Source organism: Algoriphagus chordae (assembly GCF_003254055.1).
Classification (GTDB): Bacteria; Bacteroidota; Bacteroidia; order Cytophagales; family Cyclobacteriaceae; genus Algoriphagus; species Algoriphagus chordae.
On sequence record NZ_QKZT01000006.1, the window covers coordinates 129,980 to 152,683 of the forward strand.

Annotated in this window: 30 protein-coding genes; 17 read left to right on the forward strand and 13 right to left on the reverse strand. The window is 40.7% G+C overall.

What is annotated here, in order from left to right:
• Positions 1 to 112: 112 nt before the first annotated feature.
• Complete coding sequence (locus LV85_RS08220) at positions 113 to 787, forward strand: Tat (twin-arginine translocation) pathway signal sequence containing protein (protein WP_111318192.1); 675 nt, start codon at positions 113 to 115, stop codon at positions 785 to 787.
• A gap of 89 nt (positions 788 to 876) precedes the next feature.
• On the opposite strand, the gene LV85_RS08225 is transcribed toward LV85_RS08220, so the two are convergent.
• From LV85_RS08225 to xerD, 4 genes are all read right to left on the reverse strand, one after another.
• Complete coding sequence (locus LV85_RS08225) at positions 877 to 1,518, reverse strand: hypothetical protein (protein WP_146260450.1); 642 nt, start codon at positions 1,516 to 1,518, stop codon at positions 877 to 879.
• 34 nt (positions 1,519 to 1,552) lie between these two features.
• Positions 1,553 to 2,107, reverse strand: coding sequence for a hypothetical protein (locus LV85_RS08230; protein ID WP_111318196.1), 555 nt, complete (start codon positions 2,105 to 2,107; stop codon positions 1,553 to 1,555).
• Between the two features lie 147 nt (positions 2,108 to 2,254).
• Complete coding sequence (locus LV85_RS08235; RefSeq protein ID WP_111318198.1) at positions 2,255 to 2,503, reverse strand: hypothetical protein; 249 nt, start codon at positions 2,501 to 2,503, stop codon at positions 2,255 to 2,257.
• Between the two features lie 111 nt (positions 2,504 to 2,614).
• Positions 2,615 to 3,520: a site-specific tyrosine recombinase XerD gene (gene xerD, locus LV85_RS08240; RefSeq protein ID WP_111318200.1), complete on the reverse strand. Its 906-nt coding sequence runs from the start codon at positions 3,518 to 3,520 to the stop codon at positions 2,615 to 2,617.
• A 129-nt stretch (positions 3,521 to 3,649) separates the two neighbouring features.
• Here xerD and aroQ point away from each other — a divergent pair, with 129 nt between their 5' ends.
• The 6 genes from aroQ (at position 3,650) to rnhA (ending at position 7,333) form a co-directional block, all read left to right on the forward strand.
• Positions 3,650 to 4,063, forward strand: a complete 414-nt coding sequence (aroQ, locus tag LV85_RS08245) for a type II 3-dehydroquinate dehydratase (RefSeq protein WP_111318202.1) — start codon at positions 3,650 to 3,652, stop codon at positions 4,061 to 4,063.
• Between the two features lie 10 nt (positions 4,064 to 4,073).
• A complete protein-coding gene (locus LV85_RS08250) occupies positions 4,074 to 5,129 on the forward strand; it encodes an aminotransferase class V-fold PLP-dependent enzyme (RefSeq protein WP_111318437.1) in 1,056 nt (351 codons plus the stop codon).
• Positions 5,130 to 5,429: 300 nt separating this feature from the next.
• Complete coding sequence (vap15, locus tag LV85_RS08255) at positions 5,430 to 5,672, forward strand: type II toxin-antitoxin system VapB15 family antitoxin (protein ID WP_111318204.1); 243 nt, start codon at positions 5,430 to 5,432, stop codon at positions 5,670 to 5,672.
• The gene (locus tag LV85_RS08260) at positions 5,641 to 6,060 is read left to right on the forward strand and encodes a putative toxin-antitoxin system toxin component, PIN family (RefSeq protein ID WP_111318206.1); all 420 of its coding nucleotides are present in this window, start codon (positions 5,641 to 5,643) and stop codon (positions 6,058 to 6,060) included. Before vap15 ends, LV85_RS08260 begins: the two co-directional genes overlap by 32 nt.
• Before the next feature lie 190 nt (positions 6,061 to 6,250).
• Positions 6,251 to 6,841 (forward strand): MarC family protein, encoded by a 591-nt coding sequence (locus LV85_RS08265; RefSeq protein WP_111318208.1) that lies wholly within the window; start codon positions 6,251 to 6,253, stop codon positions 6,839 to 6,841.
• A gap of 36 nt (positions 6,842 to 6,877) precedes the next feature.
• Positions 6,878 to 7,333 carry a ribonuclease HI gene (gene rnhA, locus LV85_RS08270; protein WP_111318210.1) on the forward strand — a complete coding sequence of 152 codons (456 nt, stop codon included), beginning with the start codon at positions 6,878 to 6,880 and terminating at the stop codon, positions 7,331 to 7,333.
• A 152-nt stretch (positions 7,334 to 7,485) separates the two neighbouring features.
• Here rnhA and LV85_RS08275 read toward each other — a convergent pair whose 3' ends face one another.
• From LV85_RS08275 to yihA, 6 genes are all read right to left on the reverse strand, one after another.
• On the reverse strand, positions 7,486 to 8,139 hold the full coding sequence (locus tag LV85_RS08275) for a hypothetical protein (RefSeq protein ID WP_146260451.1): 654 nt from the start codon (positions 8,137 to 8,139) through the stop codon (positions 7,486 to 7,488).
• Between the two features lie 16 nt (positions 8,140 to 8,155).
• Positions 8,156 to 9,280, reverse strand: a complete 1,125-nt coding sequence (locus LV85_RS08280) for a sugar phosphate isomerase/epimerase family protein (protein ID WP_111318214.1) — start codon at positions 9,278 to 9,280, stop codon at positions 8,156 to 8,158.
• A 103-nt stretch (positions 9,281 to 9,383) separates the two neighbouring features.
• The gene (locus LV85_RS08285) at positions 9,384 to 9,854 is read right to left on the reverse strand and encodes a lipocalin-like domain-containing protein (RefSeq protein WP_111318216.1); all 471 of its coding nucleotides are present in this window, start codon (positions 9,852 to 9,854) and stop codon (positions 9,384 to 9,386) included.
• Between the two features lie 78 nt (positions 9,855 to 9,932).
• Entirely contained in the window at positions 9,933 to 10,241 is a 309-nt protein-coding gene (locus LV85_RS08290) for a hypothetical protein (protein WP_111318218.1), read from the reverse strand.
• A gap of 136 nt (positions 10,242 to 10,377) precedes the next feature.
• A complete protein-coding gene (locus LV85_RS08295) occupies positions 10,378 to 10,851 on the reverse strand; it encodes a DUF5606 family protein (RefSeq protein ID WP_111318220.1) in 474 nt (157 codons plus the stop codon).
• 49 nt (positions 10,852 to 10,900) lie between these two features.
• Positions 10,901 to 11,503 carry a ribosome biogenesis GTP-binding protein YihA/YsxC gene (gene yihA, locus LV85_RS08300; protein WP_111318222.1) on the reverse strand — a complete coding sequence of 201 codons (603 nt, stop codon included), beginning with the start codon at positions 11,501 to 11,503 and terminating at the stop codon, positions 10,901 to 10,903.
• 123 nt (positions 11,504 to 11,626) lie between these two features.
• Here yihA and ubiE point away from each other — a divergent pair, with 123 nt between their 5' ends.
• Entirely contained in the window at positions 11,627 to 12,349 is a 723-nt protein-coding gene (ubiE, locus tag LV85_RS08305) for a bifunctional demethylmenaquinone methyltransferase/2-methoxy-6-polyprenyl-1,4-benzoquinol methylase UbiE (protein WP_111318439.1), read from the forward strand.
• The gene (porT, locus tag LV85_RS08310; RefSeq protein WP_111318224.1) at positions 12,298 to 13,110 is read left to right on the forward strand and encodes a type IX secretion/gliding motility protein PorT/SprT; all 813 of its coding nucleotides are present in this window, start codon (positions 12,298 to 12,300) and stop codon (positions 13,108 to 13,110) included. The genes ubiE and porT overlap by 52 nt, the downstream gene beginning before the upstream one ends.
• Positions 13,111 to 13,223: 113 nt before the next feature.
• Here porT and LV85_RS08315 read toward each other — a convergent pair whose 3' ends face one another.
• Entirely contained in the window at positions 13,224 to 14,375 is a 1,152-nt protein-coding gene (locus LV85_RS08315) for a DUF4221 family protein (RefSeq protein WP_111318226.1), read from the reverse strand.
• Positions 14,376 to 14,567: 192 nt separating this feature from the next.
• On the opposite strand from LV85_RS08315, the gene LV85_RS08320 reads away from it, so the two are divergent.
• From LV85_RS08320 to LV85_RS08340, 5 genes are all read left to right on the forward strand, one after another.
• Positions 14,568 to 15,326 carry an SDR family NAD(P)-dependent oxidoreductase gene (locus tag LV85_RS08320; RefSeq protein WP_111318228.1) on the forward strand — a complete coding sequence of 253 codons (759 nt, stop codon included), beginning with the start codon at positions 14,568 to 14,570 and terminating at the stop codon, positions 15,324 to 15,326.
• The gene (locus LV85_RS08325) at positions 15,323 to 16,093 is read left to right on the forward strand and encodes a M15 family metallopeptidase (RefSeq protein ID WP_111318230.1); all 771 of its coding nucleotides are present in this window, start codon (positions 15,323 to 15,325) and stop codon (positions 16,091 to 16,093) included. The genes LV85_RS08320 and LV85_RS08325 overlap by 4 nt, the downstream gene beginning before the upstream one ends.
• A gap of 58 nt (positions 16,094 to 16,151) precedes the next feature.
• On the forward strand, positions 16,152 to 16,886 hold the full coding sequence (locus LV85_RS08330) for a ThuA domain-containing protein (protein ID WP_111318232.1): 735 nt from the start codon (positions 16,152 to 16,154) through the stop codon (positions 16,884 to 16,886).
• A 122-nt stretch (positions 16,887 to 17,008) separates the two neighbouring features.
• A complete protein-coding gene (locus LV85_RS08335) occupies positions 17,009 to 17,590 on the forward strand; it encodes a NifU family protein (protein WP_111318234.1) in 582 nt (193 codons plus the stop codon).
• A gap of 10 nt (positions 17,591 to 17,600) precedes the next feature.
• Positions 17,601 to 18,674, forward strand: coding sequence for a DUF3810 domain-containing protein (locus LV85_RS08340; RefSeq protein ID WP_111318236.1), 1,074 nt, complete (start codon positions 17,601 to 17,603; stop codon positions 18,672 to 18,674).
• Here the strand turns inward: LV85_RS08340 and LV85_RS08345 are convergent.
• Together LV85_RS08345 and dusB are read right to left on the reverse strand one after the other, a co-directional pair.
• On the reverse strand, positions 18,671 to 19,582 hold the full coding sequence (locus LV85_RS08345) for a DMT family transporter (RefSeq protein WP_111318238.1): 912 nt from the start codon (positions 19,580 to 19,582) through the stop codon (positions 18,671 to 18,673). The genes LV85_RS08340 and LV85_RS08345 overlap by 4 nt on opposite strands.
• An 87-nt stretch (positions 19,583 to 19,669) precedes the next feature.
• A complete protein-coding gene (dusB, locus tag LV85_RS08350; RefSeq protein WP_111318240.1) occupies positions 19,670 to 20,659 on the reverse strand; it encodes a tRNA dihydrouridine synthase DusB in 990 nt (329 codons plus the stop codon).
• 37 nt (positions 20,660 to 20,696) lie between these two features.
• On the opposite strand from dusB, the gene LV85_RS08355 reads away from it, so the two are divergent.
• From LV85_RS08355 to LV85_RS08365, 3 genes are read left to right on the forward strand one after another with little or no spacing between them, the layout of a single operon-like run.
• The gene (locus tag LV85_RS08355; protein ID WP_111318242.1) at positions 20,697 to 21,647 is read left to right on the forward strand and encodes a CPBP family intramembrane glutamic endopeptidase; all 951 of its coding nucleotides are present in this window, start codon (positions 20,697 to 20,699) and stop codon (positions 21,645 to 21,647) included.
• On the forward strand, positions 21,622 to 21,828 hold the full coding sequence (locus LV85_RS08360) for a putative signal transducing protein (RefSeq protein WP_111318244.1): 207 nt from the start codon (positions 21,622 to 21,624) through the stop codon (positions 21,826 to 21,828). Before LV85_RS08355 ends, LV85_RS08360 begins: the two co-directional genes overlap by 26 nt.
• Complete coding sequence (locus LV85_RS08365; protein ID WP_111318246.1) at positions 21,812 to 22,651, forward strand: phosphatidate cytidylyltransferase; 840 nt, start codon at positions 21,812 to 21,814, stop codon at positions 22,649 to 22,651. The genes LV85_RS08360 and LV85_RS08365 overlap by 17 nt, the downstream gene beginning before the upstream one ends.
• The last annotated feature ends 53 nt before the right edge of the window (positions 22,652 to 22,704 follow it).

Consider the following 22,704-nt stretch of genomic DNA (forward strand, 5'->3'; position numbering starts at 1 on the left):
TATTTTTTGAATTGTGTGTGGTGGTTCTTTCTTTTCTGCCTGTCTAGATTTGAATAGTAGCTAGCTGTTTATCAGTGAGTAATAGTAAGTTATCATTTAAATCCTTTCAACTATGGAACACACTAATGTAAACTCAAGAAGAAAATTCCTTGGAGCTCTGGCTGCAACTGCAAGCCTTTCGAGTTTGGGAACTGCCGTGATGGCTGAAGAATCTCATGATCATGGGACTAAGCTCATCCACGAAGCCGACGAGTGGTTTAAAAATGTAAAGGGGTCTCATCGTATAGTTTATGATGGATCTACACCTCATGACGGATTCGCAATCCTCTGGAATTGGGCTTTTTACTTGTCAAATAATCAGACCGGTTCAGCTGATTCTGATATTACTGCTATGTCAGTTTTAAGACATAATGCTATTCCATTTGCGCTGAAATCTGAGCTCTGGGAGAAATATAATTTGGGAGAATTATTTGGAATCAATGATCAAAAAACTCAAAAGCCTTCCTTAAGAAATCCATATTTCGAGCCGCAGGAAGGAGATTTTCCTGTTCCGATTGTACAGGGTATCAAAGATCTTCAGGCTCGAGGAGCGATGTTTTGTGTTTGTGATTTGGCATTGAATGTATATAGTGGCGCCAAGGCACAGCAAATTGGAGCGGATCCTAAGACAGTCTATGAGGACTGGAAAAGTGGAGTGCTTCCAGGTATACAAGTAGTTCCCTCAGGTGTTTGGGCACTTGGAAGAGCTCAAGAGCATGGATGCGGGTATATTTTTGCGGGTAATTAGAGGATAAAATGTTATAGGTTCAAGTCTTCCTGAAGACAGGTTTCTGACTTGAACCCTTATTGTTTGTGCTGTCCTAACTGTTTTTAATATTAACAGCTGCAATCCTTAACCATATTTGCAACTCCTTTGTCGGTTGCTTTGCGGATAGCTTGGCTCACAGATCCAAAGTTCCAGAAGTTTACTCCGCCGTCTTCATCAGGTGTTCCCCAATCGCTGATTTCTGTGATAATCGCATTATCCGATACGATATTTCCTGTGGCAGTTTCTATCAGTGCAACACGGATCGTAGCTGATATTTCCATATCCGGAGGGGGCGGATTCATATCGTAAAGTTCCTGCTTCGTTCTATAATCCCATTCATCCGAATTCCGGGTTTCTCCCAGCGTTATTCCCAAAAAGTATGGATACCCTAAGATAGAATTCACTTTTGAGCGCTGTTCGGGATCGTTTGGATCATTTATACCTGCGGAAAAAAGTTCGTGTTCCAGTCGATCATAGAGTTCAACTTTCGTAAAACCCTTATCTCGAAGGAGGTTCAACACCTGCAATTCAATATCAGCTTGCTCACCTGGAGAAAGTCTGCTGAATCCTGCATCCCAAGGTAAAGGCAAAAGCAAAACCCCATTTGACTGCGAAAGGCAGATATGGCATTTTAACCGTGTGTAGATTTTTGTGGAGGTACAAGCTGATTTGGCTATTAGAATAAATAGCAGTAAAATTCCCTTTTTCAAAATATATCTAATCTTGTAAATGTTTTATTACCAATTAAAATCTATATCCAAAGCGTAAATGAATATTTGCCGTTAACTCACCATCATCGGAAGTATAGCCTTTGGACTTGTAAAAATTGTGTAAGTATCCAATACCAATACCTGTTTCGAACACGAAATTTTTGCCAATAGGTCGGCGAATACCCCAAGTTGGAACAATTGTCAAAAAAGGAATTATATCATTATAATAATTAGAAATAACAAAGAGATCAGGACTATAGCTGGTCTTTAATGAGAAGAAATTCCCAAAGTTTCCTTTGGTGGTTTTATTCTTTTTATTTCGCTTTTCAAGATTGTAATACCATCTCGGTTCTGCTGTAAATACTGGGATTAGAAGAAATCCCGAAGAATAAGTTCCAGTCCATAAATCACCATCCAAACCTACCTCGACTCTGATGACAAATTTATTAGATATCTTATATTCCTTGTTCAGCCAAATTCCTAAGAGTCCAGTATGAATTTCTACCGGATTGGTGGTTACAGGTGCTTCTTGGGCATTCGCGAGGGAGGTTGAAAAAATAAGAAGAAGTAGAGCAAGAAGCCTTTTCATACAGACTATAAAATTAATTTGCACAAAACTATTCTTTTTTTGATAACCGACAACCGACAACCGACAACCGACAACCGACAAATTTCTTTGAAAGAAAATCCATCAGCAATCGCTGTTTAATGGCTCATGAAACCTGAACAAAGTGAATTAATTGATACTTGAGACTTCAGATTTTGTTCTTTTCTTACCCCATTTGCTAAGCAAACCGGCAATAGATATGACTTGAAGAATCATAGCGGAGCCAAGGATTAGATCAGCATTTGGAAGGTCATTGATCTTGAAATAGGCTCCAAAAAAGGCTGCACTCACACTGAGAAGCAAAAGGCGAAAAAATAATTTCTGACGTTTAGTGAGATTATTTAGAACTGGAAATAGTTTGTACAGAAGGTTAATCATGTAGGTAATTTAGTTGAATACTTTAATTAAATGACGATCCACTTGAAATAATGTAGTCTTCGTTTCTACTAAGTTGCTGGTTACATTGTACTTAGTATTTGGTACAAAAATCTATTTCCTCGGATGAAAATCCGTCAGCACCTGCCTCAGATAATCCCGATCTAAATGCGTGTAAATCTCTGTAGTAGTAATGCTTTCATGACCGAGCATTTCCTGCACAGCACGTAGGTCAGCGCCGCCTTCGATGAGATGCGTGGCGAAGGAATGGCGGAACGTATGTGGACTTACATTTTTCTCAATTCCAGCTTGCTCAGCCGTCTTTTTGATAATCAGGAAAATCATGACACGAGTCAGCTTCTTGCCACGACGATTTAAGAAGACAAATTCCTCATGGCCTTTGGCAATGCTTTGATGCACACGAACTTCATCTTTATAGATATTCAGATATTTCAGCGCGTCTTTTCCGATGGGCACCAAGCGTTCTTTATTTCCTTTTCCCACTACTTTCAAAAAACCTACATCTTCGAAAACTTGACCCTTTTTCAGCTCTATCAATTCGGACACACGCAATCCAGAGCTATACAACATCTCAAGCATCGCGCGATTGCGATGACCTTCAGGTTCGCCAAGAGGAATTGACTCCAAAAGCTGGACGATTTCCTGATAACTCAAGGTGTCAGGGAGTTTACGGCCGAGTTTCGGAGCTTCTAAGAGTTGTGCCGGATCTTCTGAAATCCTATCCTCATACATCAGGTATTTGTAGAAAGCTTTGATGCCCGATATAATTCTAGCCTGCGTGTAATCTGATATTTCCAATTTGGCTAAGTCATTCACAAACTTCCTCAAGTGCTCTAATTCTAAGGTTAATGGGCTTTTCCCTGGGAAATTGGTCTCTGAATAGGCCGCTAACTTTTCCATGTCACGGGTATAAGCCTCGATGGAATTCCCGCTTAGGGATCGCTCTAGCTTGAGGTAATGACGGAATTGCTTGATATGGTTTTGCCAGAGATTGCTCATTGGAAGATTAAAAATTGAAATATTGGAAAATTAGGTTGGAAAGTTGGAAGGTTCAAATGTTGAAAGGTTTTAACTTTCCAATCAGAAACCAATTACCTTTGATTTGAAACCATCAAACCGAATTTTGTTTTGAAAATCCTGATTATAAACGGGCCAAATCTTAACCTTCTTGGAAAAAGAGAGCCGGAAGTCTATGGAAGCACTTCTTTTGAAGAATATTTTGAGGGGATGAAAGTGGCTTTTCCTGATGTTGATCTTCATTATTACCAAAGTAATGTGGAAGGTGAGCTGATCAATAAAATCCACGAAGTAGGCTTTACTTTTGATGCCATATTATTGAATGCCGGAGGATACACCCACACTTCCGTAGCAATCTCTGATGCCATTGCGGGGGTGACTACACCTACGCTAGAAATACACATTTCAAATATCTACAAGCGGGAAGAATTCCGCCACAAAAGCATTATTTCCAAATCCTGCGTCGGAATGATCTCCGGACTTGGCCTGAAAGGCTATGAACTTGGAATCCGCTATTTTCTTTAAACACAAACCTATGCTCACATTTGCACCTGGGCCATCTAAAGTTTACGATGCCCTTCCTACTTATTTGCAAGATGCCTACACCGCTGGCATTCTGAGTGCCAATCACCGCAGCAATGCCTTCATGCATTTGTATCAGGAAACTGAGCAGTTGATGCGTGAAAAGCTCCACATGCCGGATGATTACAAGTTGCTTTTCACTTCAAGTGCTACCGAAAATTGGGAGATTATCACCCAATCCATCGTGCAACAAGCGAGTTTTCATATTTACTCAGGATCATTTGGGAAAAAGTGGATTGGCTTCGCAAAGCATATCAATCCGGCAACTGACGGACTCAAAATCGAAGCAAATGAAGCTATCGATGTGGCGAGTTTGGAGATCTCTGAGGACTTCGATGTGATCGCGCTGACGCAAAATGAAACTGCAAATGCTACGCAGGTTGCGATGTCAGTAATTGATGCGATCAAGGAGAAGTATCCTGAGAAAATGATCGCGGTAGATACCACTTCGTCTATGTCTGGAATCGAACTGGATTTCAGTTTGGCGGATATTTGGTATGCTTCTGTGCAGAAATGCTTCGGACTTCCAGCAGGTTTGGGGATTTTGATCCTTTCTCCAAAAGCCATAGAAAAATGCGAGAGTAAAGGAGAGAAAGGGCGATACAATTCCTTGAGTTTTATGCTAGAGAATGCAGCTGGCTATCAGACACATTATACGCCAAATGTATTGGGAATCTACCTGCTCAATCGAGTTTTGAAAGACCTTGAAGAAATCCAGCATATTGATGCCAATCTTCGTGAGCGAATGCAAAAGCTAGAAAATGCTATAGCGCAATCCAAATCACTTCGAATGCTAGTGGATAATGCCGAGACAAGAAGCACAACAGTTTTGGCTGTAACAGGAACAGAGGATTTGATCGCTTCGGTGAAAAAGGATGCCGAAAAAGAAGGTATGCAGCTGGGTTCTGGCTATGGTCCTCACAAACCTACAAGTTTCCGGATTGCTAATTTCCCAGCCATCACCAATGCAGAGATGGATAAGTTGATTGGTTTTTTATCGAAGTATTGAATTTGACCTTTGGGGTTTTCAAAACCCCGAAGGTCTTTTGTTTTTAACTTCATAGAGCACATTTTTTAATCGTAAGCTGATGAATAATTGCATGTCAATTCCCCCATAGACTGCATACTTATTGTGGAACAAAAAGTCCTTAAAGTGGGCTAGGGGGATTTGATTATTTCACTAGTGTGAGAACTCAGGATTTTGATTTTTTAGTTTGACCAAACGAAAAGTGGAGCTATAGGTTAGTCGGTGAATTCTAACTATACATTGAAAATTATCGTAAATTGATTCTAGATAAACAAACAAAAGATGAAAACTGAATTGCAAGTTGATCTATCGTTTAAAAAAATTCTCTCCATTGTAAAGCAGTTGCCAAGAGAACAAAAGTTGCTCCTATCCAAAGAGCTAGAGAAAGAAGTGATTGACTCGAAGCTTACTCAGCTTTTAAAGTCATTTAAATCCGATGAGCTTGACAATGAGGTGCTTGACGGAGAAATTGAAAATGTAAGGCAAGCAATCTATGAAAGGCAAAAAGATCAGAGTCATATTTGATACTAATGTTTGGATTAGCTTTCTTATAGGTAAAAGGTTAGCAAAGCTGAAACACTATATTTCAAATGGAGATGTGTTGCTTGTTATTACAGATCAACTTCTCCTGGAAATCAAAGAAGTAACTAATAGGGAAAAACTCAAGAAATACTTCCCCCAAGACTCAGTAAATGAGCTAATAGAACTTTTGGAAACGATCGCTGAAAAGGTTGAGATTAGCCCAACGCACTTTGTCAATAGAGACCCCAAGGATAGTTTCCTGTTAGATTTGATAGATTTTTCTAAAGCTGATTTTTTGGTAACAGGAGATAAGGATCTTATAGAACTCAACCCATTCAAAATTGCTCAAATAGTAACTCCTACCAATTTTGAAATAATCTTAGAAAGGTAGAAATCCAATTACTGCATGTTTGAGTACTACTTCCTGCCTACTATAAGATAGGCTTGGACCTTTATAGTTTTCACAGTGTAGCTATTGAGCTCGTACAGAATTTCACAGTGACTTTTTTCTTCACCATTTCATAATCTAAAAACCTTCGAGGTTTTTGAAACCTCAAAGGTTAAATGTCTAATTTCGCGGAATGTTTGATTTGAAAGAAATTCTATCGGTTTCCCTGATCCTTTTTTCTGTGATTGATATCCTCGGTTCTATCCCGATCATAGTCAATCTAAGACAGAAGGTTGGTCATATTCAGTCCGAAAAAGCCACCTTGGCTGCGGGTGTGCTGATGATTCTGTTTCTTTTTGCCGGCAAATCGATTTTAAGCCTTTTCGGTATAGGAGTAGAGGATTTTGCGATTGCGGGTGCGCTGATCATTTTTGCGATTGGTGCTGAGATGATCTTGGGAATCGAGCTTTTCAAATCTGATCCTGATGCCAAAGACAGTGCTTCTATTGTCCCTATCGCTTTTCCTTTGATCGCAGGGGCAGGTACTCTTACTACGATTTTGACGTTGAAAGCGGAGTTTGCTCAAATCAATATTGCTATTGGGATACTGTTGAATCTGATATTGGTATACATTGTGTTGAAAAGTACGGGTTGGCTGGAGCGTAAAATCGGTAAAACTGGTTTGGATGTCCTGAGACGAATTTTTGGAATTATTTTGCTTTCCATCGCTGTGAAGATTTTCAAAACAAATGCCTTTCCTATTGGAGTAGAATCTGGGATTTAGCCCAATTCTTCATTTCATTTTTCTTTTCTTTGTTGCATGATTACCATTTATACTGATGGCGCTGCCAAAGGAAATCCAGGCCCGGGAGGTTATGGTGCCGTGCTGAAATTCGGAAAACACCGCAAAGAGCTATCAGAAGGCTTTCGATTGACTACCAACAACCGCATGGAATTGCTAGCGGTAATCCGTGCGCTTCAGGCGATCAATACAACAGAATTTCCTGTACAGATTTATTCGGATAGTAAATATGTAGTTGATTCTGTAGAGAAAGGCTGGATTTGGGGCTGGCAGAAAAAAGGCTTCAAAGACAAGAAAAACCCGGATCTCTGGTTACGCTACATTCCGCTCCACCTGAAATACAAACCGAAATTCATCTGGGTAAAAGGTCATGCAGGCAACATCGAGAATGAGCGCTGTGATGTGCTTGCGGTGCAGGCAGCAGAAGGATTTGATCTGAAAGCAGATACAGGATACGAAGAAAGCCAGAGGTAAAAGTAAAAGATCTAAAGTCTGAAATCTGAGTAAAGTGTTTCAAACCCTGCAAAATTGAATTAATAGTGTTATCTCGTTCCCTAAAAACATTTCGTGAATGAATTTTCACCATATGATACTACGGTATTGATCAATGTTAATTACAGCCCCATTTAATTGCTATCAAGGATTGGTGGTGCATTAATTATTTTGCCTTTTGAACTTAAAGCTGCATTTCTAGTGGTTTGGTCATTCAGTGATAAATAGTGTATGGCTAAAATCAATTGAATGTTAGGGTCGTTTAGGTCCAAAGATTTTTTATCACCAAGCACATCAAAGTATTGAATATCCAATGTGTTAAAGCTGCCATATGCCCTGATTCTTTTCGCATATTTAGCAATGAATAGATTAGTTTTTCCTAATTCCGTTAAAAAACCTTGGTATTTACCTTTTGGGTTTGCACAAAGGCTTTCTGCTACTGTTTCACTAGGATAGTATTTACTTTCGCAATAGGACCAAATCTCATTGAAAGTTGATTCTGAAATTTGTTCATACAATTTCTTCTGGTCTTCGAAGTCTATTTTTGTCCAAAACTGACTGCCTGTAGCCTCTAAATATTCGTGTGGGATTCGTTCATAACAAGTTTTGAAATCACTTTCCATACTTAAGCACATTTCTGATCTGAAAAATTCTGTAATCTTATTCAAATCAGCTATCTGTTCAGTTGTGAAATTTCTATTTAATTCCACCATCGAATATTGTGATTTGCAAGAGTGGAGAGCTTGCGAAATCAATATTGCAAATAATATATAAAGTGTTTGCTTCATGTTATAAACTATACTTTTAACTTAATCTCTCCATCGTCATTAAGGGAATATCAGCTCTATTCATTTCTGAAAGAGGTTTGTATGCTGACTCAGGATATTGCCAGCCATTTTCTCCCAACTCATAAAGTAAAGGCGCCAAATTCTGCACCGCGGCTTTGCAGCCTTGGACGATGGCACCCATATTTCCTGTTTGCTTGGAGAGAAAAGCCTCGTTCTCGATCTCAAAAGGTCCGGAAAAATTGCGCTCCTTGAGAATATTCACAAAAGCCCGCCAATCCATCGAGTCACCCAATCCAAAACCAGGAAGGGTAGCTTCGTAATGATGCCTATCCCAAGGGTTCGTGCTGGAAGGAATACCGGCTTTTTTAGCCCATTCAGCTCGAACTTCCTGCATGGGATACATATTTCCCCAGAAGGGGTCAGGATTATTTCGGGTGGATTTGACGTGGATTCTCTTCAGGCGATTCATGTCTGTATTTTTGATGACTTCCACTGGATCTGTGTGCTGCCAGATATCGTGAGAGGGATCGTAGATTTCTCCATGATTGACTTCTGGAACAAGCTCATACATGATTTTTCTAGCCGCCAAGACTCCCGTCAGGTTATTGAACGTACCAAAGTGACCTGAGCTTCTCCAGCCTTCCATCGGGCAGTTTTCATAGAGAACAGTCACTCCTAGGCTATTTGAGTAGCGGATAATCGGCCCAAATATTCGCTGATATTCCAGCAGGTTTTTCTCAAAGCCACCTTCTTGGTTTCCGAACTCGTGATTGTAACCCACGAAGGTTCCGACCTTCACATCATTTTCATCCCCACCGAGTAGGTATGCCATTCGGATCAATCTTAGTAGATGATTTTGATTCTTGATACGCTCAGCTGGATCACCACCGATGAGATTGTCAAAAGCGCCTATGGAAAGTCGGAGTTTGGCACCATTGAATTTCTCTAGGAGTTGCTTGGCATCCTCTGGCCCAAAGATTTCATAATCCAAGTGGGTAGCCACAAAGTCATCACGCGTTCCATCCTTGCGGAATACACAAAGGTCAAGACCTTGAGAACCGATTTCTAACGCTTTTTCTACCGTTTGATCCAGATTGAGTTGGTCAAAAGCAGAGGTCATGATCCAGATAGGATTTGCCATGGTTTGATAGTTTGGGTTGAAAACAAAAAAAGGAAATAAACCATGCGCTCACAAGTGCAATGGCTATTTCCTGATTTAGAATATTAAAGATGTGAATTTGAGATCAGTGAATTAAGGTGACTATTACTTCTTGAGTACCAAAGCCTGGTAGGGCTACATTTTGAGAAAGCACCAACTCTGCGCTAGTGACGCTAATTACCTTTAGATCGCTGGCTGCGCCAGGAATATCGATCACGTCACTATCAAATGATAGAATTTTGGTCGAATCATTATATCTCCAAGTGAATTCTTCAGTCTGAGGGTCAGATTCATCGCATTTTATTGGCCCAGCATCAACGACTCCGGTTTTGCTTGAGTATGTAAAGGTAATCAGATTGTCAAGCAGGCATTCGTCAATAAAGGAGCTTGCATCAAGTCCGCTGGCAGTGACTGTACTGAACTTCCAGGCTATGCCCGAACCAATCAGTTCTGCGTCTGACTTTACCGGATCTTTGTCCTCATCTTGGTGACAGGAGCTAAAGGAAACGATACAGACAAGGGAAAGTAGATAAGAGAGCTTGTGAAAAGTTTTCATAAGGAAAAACAGTATGATTTAGAAAGTCTAAAATAGGGAGAATTGCCTAAAATCTCCTTTTAATATAAATGCTGAAGCTTAATCATTTGCTGAATACCTTCGTCTGATTTCAATTTTTTGTTTTTGCCTTTCCCAAAGTGCAAGAGCCAAATCCGGTGCAACTTGGTCAGGCTCGGATTCATGAAGGATTTTTTTGAGTTTTTCTTCTCCAAGGTCGATTCGGTAGCAAATCTGAAGCAAACGCTCAAATTCTCTATCTAGCATATATGCGATGACTTTCGTAAGCGTATCAATGGCCTTTTCCTCATCAAATTCCGCTATATTTTCTGGAAAGTCAAAGTCCTTTCGGAGCAGGGAAAAAGTTTCTTCAGATAAGGATTTACTCATGTTGATGTCCAAAAAGTGGCTGTTTAATAAAGCCTTTGTCACATTGAGCGAAGTCGAAATGCATTTGTATTCATAGCAATTGGCCTTCGACTCCGCTCAGGCTGTCATCAGAATGTCTCTGGAGACAGCCTATGATTTATTTGTCTGATTTTTTATCAGCATCAGGCTCTTTTTCTTTTGGAACTTCGGCTTCTTCTGGTTTTTCTTCTCCAACTTTTTCCAATACTTCAGGAGCTTGAACGCGTAGTAACTTGTACCAGGTGATCAGTTTTTTGATATCCGAAGTATAAACTCTCGATTCATCCACTGCAGGAAGTATATGCTTCATGAAAGCTCTAAGTTCCGTGTCATCAGGATTGGCATCCAAACCCAAATCACCTTGGAATTCAGCTTCAATCTTTTGCATTACAGATTCCAAGGGCTCAGCACCCTCTTCTGTCAAGGTATAAATAGAAATATCGCTTAAAATAGATACACGCTGGGACATGCCTGCAACGAGTTTAGTTTTCTTAGCATCCATGCTTTCGAGGATAACTCCTGTGCGTGAAGGCTTCAAAACTTTGAACAAGCCGGGTTTACCGGCTACGGTGGCAAGATCTTTAAAATTCATTTGGTTTATTTTTTCGAGGATGCAAATATAGGATTATCAATTAAATGATTCACCTGGCTTCATATTCAGTTACTAGTTCTTCCATAAACTTTGTTAACTCCACTTTACCGGTGCTAGCTTCTGCACTGGTGACGAAGTAGTCCGGATTCTCTCCGAACATTTCTCTGGTTTTCTTCAGAAACTTCTGGATGTTCTGATTAGTTTTCGACTTAGACTGCTTGTCTGCTTTGGTAAATACCAAGGCAGTAGGGACTTCCTGAGTGCCGCACCAAAGCAAGAATTCTAAATCAATCTGCTGTGGTTCTAATCTGCTGTCTATCAGGACAAACACGCCGCATAAATTTTCCCGCTTCGTAAGATAGGTAGTAATCATACTTTCCCAGCCCTGCTTCACTTTCAGGTTTACTTTGGCGAAACCATAGCCAGGAAGATCGACTAGATACCACTTGTCATTGACGAGGAAGTGGTTGATCAACTGGGTTTTACCTGGTTTTTGAGAAGTCTTTGCCAAGCCTTTTTGGTTGACTAGCATATTGATCAATGAGCTTTTGCCCACATTGGATCTGCCGATAAAAGCAATCTCAGCACGGTCAGGCTTGGGACAATTTCCGGGGTTCGAATTACTGATTACAAAAGAGGCTGTCTGGATCATCTGCTGGTATTTGAATGCAAAAGTACGACATTATCCGAAAAGGGAAGGATGAAACCGAAGTGTAACATTTTTCCTTTCCTCGTGTTTCTTGCCTATTATTGTCCTTTCAAAGACAGAATTCTGATGGCCGTAGTTCCTTACAAAGACAAGCAAGATTCCAAAAAAGATCAGGTAGCTGAGATGTTCAACAACATTTCGGGCAAATATGATTTGCTCAATCACGTGCTCAGCATGGGAATTGACATCACTTGGAGAAAAAAAGCAATTAAATATCTGAAAGAAGATCAGCCGAAGTTGATCCTGGATATCGCTACTGGCACGGGAGATTTTGCGATCGAAGCACTTTCTTTGAACCCAGATAAGATCATCGGAGTAGATATTTCCGAAGGAATGCTAGAGGAAGGTCGCAAAAAAATGAAGAAAAAAGGTCTTGAGGATAAAATCGAGCTACAGCTGGGTGATTCTGAAGGCTTACTTTTTGAAGATAATAAGTTTGATGCAGTCATCGTTTCTTTTGGTGTTAGGAATTTTGAAAACCTGGAGAAGGGATTGTCTGATATGTATCGGGTACTCAAGCCAGGAGGGAAAGTGGTAATCTTGGAATTTAGCAAGCCTACCAAAGCTCCAATGAAGCAGGCCTATGCATTTTATTCAAAGGCTATTCTTCCACAAATAGGCAAAATTGTATCCAAAGACAATTCTGCATATACTTATCTACCTGAGTCAGTACAGGCCTTTCCATACGGAATGGATTTCCTGAGAATTATGAATAACGTTGGATTCACAAGCAACCTATGCAAACCACTCACATTTGGAATAAGCTCAATCTACGTAGGAACAAAGTAGTCCTATTAGGTTTAGTATTTTTCTTGGCAGTGCTTCCCACCTTTGGGCAAGGGATGTTTGGCATGACCTCGACTTCTGGTTCGGATAATAGGACCCTTTCATACGGATTCTTTCTTGCAGCACATACGAGCACGCTCAGACTGAAGTATTCTGATGCCTTCTTAAATCAGCAAGCGAATGAGACTAATCTTTTTGCTTCGGTAAGAAGTATTGAGCCAAAGTTTTCACCAGGATTTTCGCTTGGTTTCATCGGAATTTTGAGATTTCACGATCAGATGTCATTGTTGTTTACTCCTAAAGTTGGGTTCTACGAATACAAGACGGATGTCACTTATTTTTATTCCCCTATAGATCCAGCTAATACTAATTCGAATGTGGCATCTTTCCCTGAAGGTGAAACTTACGTGACAGAATACGCATCTGAGGAAACTGTAGTAGAGCTTCCGCTTTTGTTTAAATATCGCTCGGTACGATTCAATAATACGCGGATGTACTGGCTGGGTGGCGCGAGTTATCAATTCCGTACCAAGAGTCAGGATGAAGCCAATGTGGATGATATTGTATTGACTGGACAGGATTTTTCCCTAGAAGCTGGAATGGGTTTTGAGATTTATTTCAAGTACTTCAAGTTTGCTCCAGAGATCCGCTTTTCACATGGGTTGAATAATCTCTACCAAGCTGAAAACACCCGCCCAGAACTTCGGGATGCAATATCCTCTATTAAGAAAAAGTCAATTACTATTTACTTGAATTTTCAGTAGAGGTCAGAAGATTGACGGATTGCAAATCCTATGATATATCCTCGCAATTGCAAATTGCGAGGAGCAGTAAAAATTTCAAGCGTCTTCCTTGATAATTGAGCATTGCCCATTGCTCATTTTTTCAAACTCCCAAAATCAAAGGTATGGATCACCATTTCGTCTTCGTTAAACTCGGGATTCTCGGGATGCATGGGGAATAGATTCAGGCCTTTTTCATCTACGAAGTAGTGATGGGCGAGGTAGGTGTTTCGAAGAAGGGAAAACTCTGACAATAGGGAAAATTCGTCTTCAATATCATAGATACTAATAGTGAAAGTTGGTAGGAACTCCGAATATTTCATCGCGTCCAAATCTGCAGATACCTCTTCCCCGGCAAAACCAATTCGATAAAGTAATTTCCGATGTTGATCCACTAGCAAGCCTATGTTTTGGCTGTCCTTGTACAAAAGCCTCATGTTTTCTTCGATAGTATTTCCCATTCTATCTGCTTCAAAATAGGCGTTGGAGAATCTGGTTAATAGCTGTGACTCTAGTTGAATCTCTTCAATCTCTTGAGTAGAAAGATCATAGTAGTAAAGCATATCAGTACGTGTACCTATGATAAGGTATTTTTCTTCTGATGCAGCAAAAACCATGTTTAGCGTATTCGGGCCAAATTTGAAATGAGCTGATGAAGTGAATCTCATCGGCAATTCCTCAAAAGTTCCCTGATTTAAGTTCAAAGTCACAAAGGGAGAGTAGGACTTCAAGAAATCTTCAGATATAAATTCTGTAGGAACTAATTGTGGACCTACTTCAAAGAATAATTGATTTGCATAAAAATGAAATGGACGGGTATAGCGAGTAAATGAACTGGCGGAATACTTATGGTCACCTAGGGATAAATAGTCAAATGAATTTAGCACTTCAGAATTGTTATTGACCAGGAAAATTTTTGAAAGTTTGGACGGGAAGAAAATACTATCCCTCGATACCATATAAAATCCGGATGGGCTTCCGATTCCATTTGGCCCCTCAAACTGATATTTTAAAAATGGTCTAGAGACTTTATCTGTTAAATCAATTTCGGTGATAGAACTGTGATCTCTATTCCACCAAAATAAGCTCCCATCAATGTATTGCATTCGAAAAGTGCTAGGACTAATATGTTGATCGATAGAGAAAGATTCTGTATTAATAAGAAAATCTGCTAGTGATAAATCTTTCTGTTTTTGATTACAGGATGCACTAAGGAGGAGTATGACTACAAGTTTTGCAATTCGCATTGGTACTGTTTAAGAAAAATGTGGTTAGTGTTATTGGTTAAACATAGGTATAAACTAAAAACCTTAATTCTTAACTGAATCTCCAATTACAGGGACGGTGTTTTTTTCTTCTTAAATGGCTATTAGTTGATTTTTTGTTTTGGGACTTGATTATTGAGAATTGGTCATGGATAATTTTTTTAACTTGCCTCTATGAAAAACAAAATTGCCCTAGTTACAGGAGCAACTTCCGGAATCGGTAAAGCTGCTGCTATCAGCCTTGCTAAGATTGGTTATGATATCATTGCTACAGGAAGACGTGGAAACCGTCTGGAGGAATTGAAGTCTGAATTACCCGAAGGAATTGATTTTTTGCCTTTGATATTCGATGTGCGTGATCGGGAAAAGGTGATGGAAATCCTTGAGAATCTGCCCGAAAAATGGAAATCAATTGATGTGTTGATCAATAATGCCGGGAATGCCCATGGTATCGATCCAGTACAAACTGCCAACCTCGACGATTGGGATGCGATGATGGATATCAATGTAAAAGGATTGCTGTATGTTTCCAGAGCAATAATTCCAGGAATGACATCACGGAAATCAGGAATGATTATCAATATTGGATCCATCGCTGGGAAGGAAGTTTATCCCAATGGTAGCGTCTATTGTGGGAGCAAGCATGCGGTCGATGCGATCACTAAAGGGATGCGAATTGATCTGAATCAATTTGGGATTCGTGTGGTCGCGATACATCCCGGATTGGTGGAAACTGAGTTTTCCTTGGTAAGATTCAAGGGGGATGAAGACAAATCGGATGCTGTCTATCAGGGAATTGAACCTCTGGTCGCTCAGGATATTGCGGATATTGTAGAATTTGCTGTAACTAGACCTTCTCATGTGACGATTGCCGATGTGGTGGTATTGCCCACAGCGCAGGCCTCGGCCACAATAGTCAATAGAAACAAATGAAACCATTGAGATTCTCTTTTCCACTTACTATACTTATCATACTTATCTGGAGCTGTTCTCCCAGTGAAGTTACTGTTCTTGACGATGAAGTTGAGTTTGTAGATGAATTGGGACATGCCCTAGAAGAGGATGATCCAAAGAAGGAGATAAAAATACCGGAGCTGGAAAGCCAATTAGTAGCACAGGGCTTAGTAGATATACAAGAGCTGATTCCAGCGATTAAAGTGGAGTTGAAATATTCTACTACAGATAATTTTTTTAAGCAGGATGTATATGGGGATCTGACCAAAGCTTTTCTCCAGCCAGAAGTGGCAGCGCAATTGAAGAAAGCTCAAGAAATGCTAACAACTGAGTACCCAGATTATACCTTGTTGGTCTATGATGGGGTCCGTCCTTCCTCTGTGCAGCAGATCCTTTGGGATAATCTAGACAAACCAGATTCTTTGAAACCACTTTATGTCGCAGATCCGAAAAAAGGTAGTTTGCACAACTTCGGAGTTGCGGTAGATCTGACTATTTTTGACACCAAAGCAGATTCAACTTTGGATATGGGCACTGGCTATGATTACTTTGGCTATCCAGCCTATCCTGATCGTGAAAAACAAATGCTTGATGAAGGTAAGCTTACCGAGTTTCAAATAGCAAATCGAGACATTCTTCGAAAAGTGATGACAGCAAATGGCTTCTCGGGAATCGGTTCGGAATGGTGGCATTTCAATGCTTTTTCCAGAAAAGAAGCTGGAGAAAAGTTTGAATTAATCAAGTAACAATTATCAAATTCAATGTTCAAATAGTACTATATAATAACCTAACAACTCAAACCCTATGACCTTAAAACGTACGATTCTCGCTCTTACACTGATTTTCAGTGTCGCGCTTACCACCCAAGCTCAGCAATTCAGAGCCTTAGTTTTTAGTAAAACCGCCGGCTTCCGTCACCAGTCTATCCCCGAAGCGGTAGCAGCGATTAAGCAACTTGGCAAAACTCAAGGATTCGGTGTTTATACTACTGAAGATGCAGGTGCTTTTAATGATGAAAATCTTGCGAAATACGATGTGGTGATTTTGGCATCTACGACGGGGACGATTTTCAATGATGAGCAGAAAGCTGCTTTCCAGAAGTTTGTTCAAAGTGGAAAGGGCGTTGTTGGGATTCACTCTGCAACTGATACAGAATACGAATGGCCTTGGTATAACAAGATGATTGGAGCATATTTCCTTACGCATCCGGCACAGCAAACCTTAAGATTGGAAGTGGTAGATCAGAATCACCCAGCCACTTGGCATTTGGCTAAAAACTGGCTATGGTACGATGAATTGTATGAGTTCAGAGATATCAACCCTGATATCAAGGTCTTAGTAAAAGCAGATGAAAGTACCTACAAGCCTGCCAAAGGAAATGGAGACAATCACCCTATGGCTTGGTATCATGAGTTTGATGGTGGAAGAGTGTTCTATACCGCGCTGGGTCATGTGGAGTCTGCCTGGGTAGAAGCCGATTTCTTAAAGCATATTTCAGGTGGAATCTGGTACGCAGCTACTGGACATCCTTTTAAATAATAAATAGATTTCCGTTGAAAAATGGTTTTGATCAGCTTCAAAGCCAGGAATAAAAATGAAATACTGATTTGCTGGAACTTAATGCCAGCAAATCGGTTTTCTAAACAAAAATCAAGAATACCATGCTACAAGCACAAGCAAGACCTGTACACCTCTATATGGAGGCCAATCCTAATCCAAATTCCCTGAAATTTGTAGCCAATTTTATGTTGGTTGATGAGGGCGTAAGTTTTGATTTTCCAGATGCTGAAGGTGCTAAGATCAGCCCATTGGCGCTGGAACTATTCAATTTTGCTGCAGTAGAGCGTGTTTTTATCGCATCTAATTTTGTGACAGTTACCAAGACTGAAAGTGTGGACTGGTCAGAGATTCAAGGTGTCGTTCGTGATCATATCAAGCAGTATCTAGAAGCTGGCAAAGCTCCAGTTCCTGTTGGATTTGATAAGGATCCTCTTTTTGATGAAAATGATTCGGAAGTAGTGAAAAAAATCAAAGGAATATTGGACGAGTATATCCGTCCAGCAGTGGAGCAAGATGGTGGAGCTATCGTGTTTCATTCTTTCCACGACGGAGTGGTCAAAGTTCAGTTGCAAGGGGCTTGTTCCGGCTGTCCTTCGAGTACAGTGACCTTGAAAGCCGGTATTCAAAACCTGCTTACCAGAATGCTTCCTGAAGTGAAGGAAGTGGTAGCAGAAGGAGTTTAAGTAGTTCTTTATGGGGAAGAGAGATTGGTCTTGGGCGATTCTTGGAGTTATTGCTTTGGGGATTCGTTATTTGGCAGCTCTCAATCCTGAAGCTACTGATGAAATTTATTCTAGAATTTTCTTTCCGGGAATCCGGAACGTAATAGATATGACGCTGGGAAGATTGCCTTTTCCCAGCGTTTATTTGTTTATCCTTTCAGTAATCCTGCTCATTGGTCTTTATTTTTATAGGCTTCGCAAAAAAAATGGCTGGAAAAATAGAGTTCTCTACTCTTTTCGAGCGCTAGCCAATGGCCTTGGTGCCTTGATATTCTTCTTTCTTTTCCTCTGGGGATTCAATTACCAGCGAACACCCATCGTGCAGCAACTAGGGCTAAGTCCACATGCTATGAATTTGGAGGAGTTGAAACGCGAGGTACTGATAACACAGCGATTGGCGCTACAATACCGCAATTCAGTCACGCAGGATACTGCTGCCATCGAGGAGATTTTGCCCTATCCAGAACTGGAAAAGCTCGTTCGTTCCAATATCGCTGACAATCTGGATATGATGGGATTGAACTTCACAGGAAGGCCTAGGACGAAACTTTTCCCACCGCCTGGCTTTATGCGGAAAATGGGTATTCTTGGTATTTATTTCCCTTTTACGGGTGAAAGTTACATCGATCCTACCTTGCATGCATTAGAGAAGCCATTTACCATTGCACATGAGATGGCGCACAGCTACGGAGTGACGAATGAAGGAGAAGCAAATTTTATCGCTTGGGTGATTTGTACGAATAGTGATGACCCGCTTCTTAGGTATTCGGGACAACTGAGATTGATGATGTATCAAATCAGGGATTATTATCGCATGGCGCCGGAGGAATATAGGGAATGGCTGAAAAACTTAGATCCAGGTATCAAAAATGACATGATGTCAATCAAGCGAAACAGTGATAAGATTGAGGCTTTTTCTCTGGAATTGAGCAGAAAGACAAATGATGTATTCTTGAAAACCCAAGGCGTCAAGGCTGGAATCAATAGTTATCAGCAGTTGCCGAAACTAGCATTTGCCTGGAGAGAGCGGATGAATGGAGATTAGGGAGTATTAATCTTCTTCCTATTGCCAAACCAAACTCCAAGAATCACCGCTACAATTCCGATGTAGTGACCCAAAAGCAGTACTTCACCATCCAATACTCCCCAGAAAATAGCAACGATAGGGATGATGTAAGTTACCGATGCCGCAAAAACAGGGGTGGCAGTTTTTACCAGCATATTGAAAATAATCAATGCAATGGCGGTTCCCAATACTCCCAAAAGGGTTAAATAGCCTAAAGCGGGTAATGCACCTTCAATATTCACTACTTTATAAGAAAATTGTGTGCCAGCCATCAGGTAAAACAGGGCCACTGGCAAGACCATGGTCAGGGATATTGCCGTGATTTCTAGAGGTTTGAGCTTTTGAAAGCGGTATTTAATGATATTCAGGTTTAGGCCATAGCAGACACAGGCCAAGATCACATAGAATGCATGAGAGTTGATGTCTGCAAAAGCACTGAATCCTGAGCCTTCCTTGATGGTCACCAAGATGAAAACTCCTATAAATGCAATCGCTAAGCCTATTCCGTTTCTTCGGGTAATCTTGGAATTGAAGAATAAAGCGCCGATTACTACTACAGAAAGTGGAGTGAGTGCATTCAGCATCCCTGTGAGTGAACTGCTGAGTTGAGTCTGGGCTTTTGCAAAAAGAAAGGCTGGGATAAAACTACCAACAAAGCCCACGATGATTAGATTTTTAAACTGAGTTTTATCGAGTTTCTTAATCCTTGGTATGGATAGCGGCAGCAAAAAAGTCGCAGCAGCTACAATCCTATATGCGCCGACTTCACCCGCTGAAAAGACTTCCAGTCCTCTTTTGATCAAGATAAATGAACTACCCCAAATCAGGGATAAAAGAATAAGCAAAGCCCAGTTTTTGAGATTGCTGTCGTTGGTGGATATGGACATTTAAAACAGGTGAAAAGTGGTAAGGTAGGTAAGTGGTAAAGTTGTGATTAAGCATTGTGCCTTCCAACTTTACCACCTTTCAACAACTCAAAAAACGTGATCTGCGTACACATCAGAGACTTTTTCTAAAATCTCATATACATGCTCGTAAGTTTCGGCAGTGACCATTTCGGAACGGTACTGCTTGAAATTGGGCATGCCACGGAAGTAATTCGTGTAATGTCTTCTCATTTCCAGAATTCCGAGTTTTGGGCCTTTCCACTCTACTGAGAAATCCAGATGCTTCTTTGCGACAGCAATTCTTTCATCTAAGCCAGGAGCAGCAAGTTTTTCACCAGTGGCAAGGAAATGCTTAATCTCATTGAAGATCCATGGATACCCAATGGACGCTCTGCCGATCATCATGCCATCGACATTGTATTTGTTTTTGTATTCCTGTGCTTTTTCCGGAGTATCAATATCTCCGTTTCCAAAAACAGGTATATGCAAGCGTGGGTTTTCTTTCACCTGGTTTAGGTAGCTCCAGTCAGCTTCGCCCTTGTACATTTGCTTTCTGGTACGTGCGTGAATGCTGATTGCCTGAATCCCTACGTCTTGAAGGCGCTCTGCCACTTCCACGATACGGATGGTATCATTGTCCCATCCCAGACGAGTTTTTACTGTCACGGGGATATTTACGGCTTTCACGATTTCGGCAGTCATCGAGACCATCTTATCAATATCTAGGAGAATCCCCGCACCCGCACCTTTACAAGCCACCTTGTTGACAGGGCAGCCGTAATTGATGTCCAGAATATCTGGCTGAGCTTCTTCTACGATCGCTGCCGCCTCCCGCATCGAGGCTATCTCATTTCCGAAAATCTGAATCCCTATAGGCTTCTCGTAATCGAAAATATCTAGTTTAGCCACACTCTTTGCTGCATCACGAATCAAGCCTTCTGAGCTTATAAATTCCGTGTACATCAGGTCTGCACCGTTCTGTTTGCACACTGCTCTGAACGGCGGATCGCTGACATCTTCCATCGGTGCAAGCAACAAAGGGAAGTCCCCTAACTCCAAGTTTCCTATCTTAACCACGTCTTATTTTAAATTTGGGCGTAAATTTACTTCAATTATGGAGATATACGAAACTGATTCAGAAATTGCCAAGAGGAAGAGTTGGCTTTTGTCCCTGATAGTCATTGTTTTAGTAGGATTAGGAGTTTTGATCGTGCTTCAAGTAGTTGCATTAGCTATTGCACCTTTTCTATTTGATATCACGATGGCGGAGATTCTTGGCCTTATGACTGGAGATTATTCTCCTGAAAATGGACGAATGGCGATGTTTTTTATTCAGGGTATAGGATCAGGAATTGGCTTTTGGGTAGCGGCATATGTCATTATGCGATTCATCGACAAAGCTAACCTGCATTGGGATATTCAATTATCGCGATTTAATGCCATGGGTGCAGGATTGGTTATCCTTATTGCGCTAGGCGGAATGCTCTTCAATGGTTTACTTGTTTATTGGAATTCCCAGTTGGTTCTTCCAGAATTCTTGTCGGGAGTAGAGACTTGGATGAAGGAGATGGAGGAGCAAATGCTAGATCTCACGATGTTTCTGACCGATTTCCAATCTATTCCAGAGTTACTGATGGGGATCTTGGTGATAGGGGTGCTTGCAGGCATAGGAGAGGAGATGTTCTTTAGAGGTTTGATTCAGCCCAAAATGCATTTGTATACCGGGAATGGTCATGCTGGTGTTTGGTTGACAGCTTTTATTTTCTCAGCTATTCATTTACAGTTTTACGGTTTTCTGCCTCGATTATTTTTGGGAGGGATGTTTGGTTACCTTTATTATTATTCGGGGAGTCTTACTTATCCCATCTTGGCTCATATACTAAATAATACTATTACCATAGTAATGGTCTATGCTTCCAAACAAGGGATGATAGATTTTGATATGGAATCCACGGATACAGTATCTTATCCTGCTGCAATTATTGGTTTATTGGTTCTTATGGCAGGAATCTTTTACTTTAAGAAAATAAATAAACCCAATGGAGAACTGGAACAAGGTCTTTGAAACCCCTATGCAGGTAAGAGCTGAGATCGTCAAAGGCGTCTTGGAGGAGCATAAAATACAGGCTGTAGTGTTGAATAAAAAAGAAACAGTGTATCAGATTTTTGGAAACTACGAGGTACATGTGCAGCGTGAAGATTTGATGTTGGCGAATAACCTTATCAAGAATGAGATCACGTTTTAGTATAAATAACTACAGTAATCTAGGTCAGAGAGCAATTACGGCTTTGTTTGGTGCCCTGATTATTGTGGGAGGTAGTATCTATTCAGACTGGACTTATTTTCTGGTGTTTGCGGGGATTTTGGGCTTTGCTCAGATGGAATTCTACAAGCTGAGTGGACTTGATGGGATGCTTCCACTGAAGAGCTTTGGGACATTTCTTGGGCTGATGATTTTCTGCCTGACCTTCTTGGTAGAGAAGGAGCATCTATCCAGCAATTACTTCTTTTTGATCTTTCCTATTGTCTCACTTACCTTTTTTATTAAGCTTTATCGCAAAACAGATAAAAAACCTTTCACTGGCGTAGCTTATACGTTTTTGGGTCTTTTCTATGTTGCAGTGCCCTTTTCTTTGCTAAATCTTGCGGTATTCTCAGTGGATGCCACATATAATTATCAGATCATTATTGGTTGTCTTTTGATTCTCTGGGCTTCTGATACCGGAGCCTATTTTGCGGGAACAAAATTTGGTAAGACTAAGTTATTCGAGCGAGTTTCTCCGAAGAAATCCTGGGAAGGCTTTTTGGGAGGAGCATTCTCTGCAATTGGCGTGGCTTTTGTCTTAACAAGGTACTTTCATGTGATTGATGATTGGAAGTGGTTAGTGATTGCCGGGATTATTATAATTGCCGGTACATATGGAGATCTGATTGAGTCGCTTTTTAAGCGATCTATTGAGATCAAGGATTCTGGAAAAGGACTTCCGGGACATGGTGGATTTATGGACCGTTTTGACGGATTGTTACTTTCTGCCCCATTTATTACTGCCTTTTTGAAAATCTTCTAATTCTGGCCCCTGTTAATTGAAAATCTGCTTAATATTGCAGCGCATTTGAATAA

What these genes read in the sequence shown, in the direction of transcription:
- LV85_RS08345 (WP_111318238.1), bottom strand. Translation starts at nt 19,582, where the DNA reads ATGTCCATATCCACCAACGACAGCAATCTCAAAAACTGGGCTTTGCTT.
- LV85_RS08220 (WP_111318192.1), top strand. Translation starts at nt 113, where the DNA reads ATGGAACACACTAATGTAAACTCAAGAAGAAAATTCCTTGGAGCTCTG.
- rnhA (WP_111318210.1), top strand. Translation starts at nt 6,878, where the DNA reads ATGATTACCATTTATACTGATGGCGCTGCCAAAGGAAATCCAGGCCCG.
- ubiE (WP_111318439.1), top strand. Translation starts at nt 11,627, where the DNA reads ATGGCCGTAGTTCCTTACAAAGACAAGCAAGATTCCAAAAAAGATCAG.
- LV85_RS08250 (WP_111318437.1), top strand. Translation starts at nt 4,074, where the DNA reads ATGCTCACATTTGCACCTGGGCCATCTAAAGTTTACGATGCCCTTCCT.
- porT (WP_111318224.1), top strand. Translation starts at nt 12,298, where the DNA reads ATGCAAACCACTCACATTTGGAATAAGCTCAATCTACGTAGGAACAAA.
- LV85_RS08355 (WP_111318242.1), top strand. Translation starts at nt 20,697, where the DNA reads ATGGAGATATACGAAACTGATTCAGAAATTGCCAAGAGGAAGAGTTGG.
- LV85_RS08325 (WP_111318230.1), top strand. Translation starts at nt 15,323, where the DNA reads ATGAAACCATTGAGATTCTCTTTTCCACTTACTATACTTATCATACTT.
- vap15 (WP_111318204.1), top strand. Translation starts at nt 5,430, where the DNA reads ATGAAAACTGAATTGCAAGTTGATCTATCGTTTAAAAAAATTCTCTCC.
- LV85_RS08290 (WP_111318218.1), bottom strand. Translation starts at nt 10,241, where the DNA reads ATGAGTAAATCCTTATCTGAAGAAACTTTTTCCCTGCTCCGAAAGGAC.
- LV85_RS08235 (WP_111318198.1), bottom strand. Translation starts at nt 2,503, where the DNA reads ATGATTAACCTTCTGTACAAACTATTTCCAGTTCTAAATAATCTCACT.
- LV85_RS08285 (WP_111318216.1), bottom strand. Translation starts at nt 9,854, where the DNA reads ATGAAAACTTTTCACAAGCTCTCTTATCTACTTTCCCTTGTCTGTATC.
- LV85_RS08280 (WP_111318214.1), bottom strand. Translation starts at nt 9,280, where the DNA reads ATGGCAAATCCTATCTGGATCATGACCTCTGCTTTTGACCAACTCAAT.
- LV85_RS08330 (WP_111318232.1), top strand. Translation starts at nt 16,152, where the DNA reads ATGACCTTAAAACGTACGATTCTCGCTCTTACACTGATTTTCAGTGTC.
- yihA (WP_111318222.1), bottom strand. Translation starts at nt 11,503, where the DNA reads ATGATCCAGACAGCCTCTTTTGTAATCAGTAATTCGAACCCCGGAAAT.
- LV85_RS08265 (WP_111318208.1), top strand. Translation starts at nt 6,251, where the DNA reads ATGTTTGATTTGAAAGAAATTCTATCGGTTTCCCTGATCCTTTTTTCT.
- LV85_RS08295 (WP_111318220.1), bottom strand. Translation starts at nt 10,851, where the DNA reads ATGAATTTTAAAGATCTTGCCACCGTAGCCGGTAAACCCGGCTTGTTC.
- LV85_RS08360 (WP_111318244.1), top strand. Translation starts at nt 21,622, where the DNA reads ATGGAGAACTGGAACAAGGTCTTTGAAACCCCTATGCAGGTAAGAGCT.
- LV85_RS08260 (WP_111318206.1), top strand. Translation starts at nt 5,641, where the DNA reads ATGAAAGGCAAAAAGATCAGAGTCATATTTGATACTAATGTTTGGATT.
- LV85_RS08365 (WP_111318246.1), top strand. Translation starts at nt 21,812, where the DNA reads ATGAGATCACGTTTTAGTATAAATAACTACAGTAATCTAGGTCAGAGA.
- LV85_RS08340 (WP_111318236.1), top strand. Translation starts at nt 17,601, where the DNA reads ATGGGGAAGAGAGATTGGTCTTGGGCGATTCTTGGAGTTATTGCTTTG.
- xerD (WP_111318200.1), bottom strand. Translation starts at nt 3,520, where the DNA reads ATGAGCAATCTCTGGCAAAACCATATCAAGCAATTCCGTCATTACCTC.
- LV85_RS08320 (WP_111318228.1), top strand. Translation starts at nt 14,568, where the DNA reads ATGAAAAACAAAATTGCCCTAGTTACAGGAGCAACTTCCGGAATCGGT.
- LV85_RS08230 (WP_111318196.1), bottom strand. Translation starts at nt 2,107, where the DNA reads ATGAAAAGGCTTCTTGCTCTACTTCTTCTTATTTTTTCAACCTCCCTC.
- LV85_RS08275 (WP_146260451.1), bottom strand. Translation starts at nt 8,139, where the DNA reads ATGAAGCAAACACTTTATATATTATTTGCAATATTGATTTCGCAAGCT.
- LV85_RS08335 (WP_111318234.1), top strand. Translation starts at nt 17,009, where the DNA reads ATGCTACAAGCACAAGCAAGACCTGTACACCTCTATATGGAGGCCAAT.
- LV85_RS08315 (WP_111318226.1), bottom strand. Translation starts at nt 14,375, where the DNA reads ATGCGAATTGCAAAACTTGTAGTCATACTCCTCCTTAGTGCATCCTGT.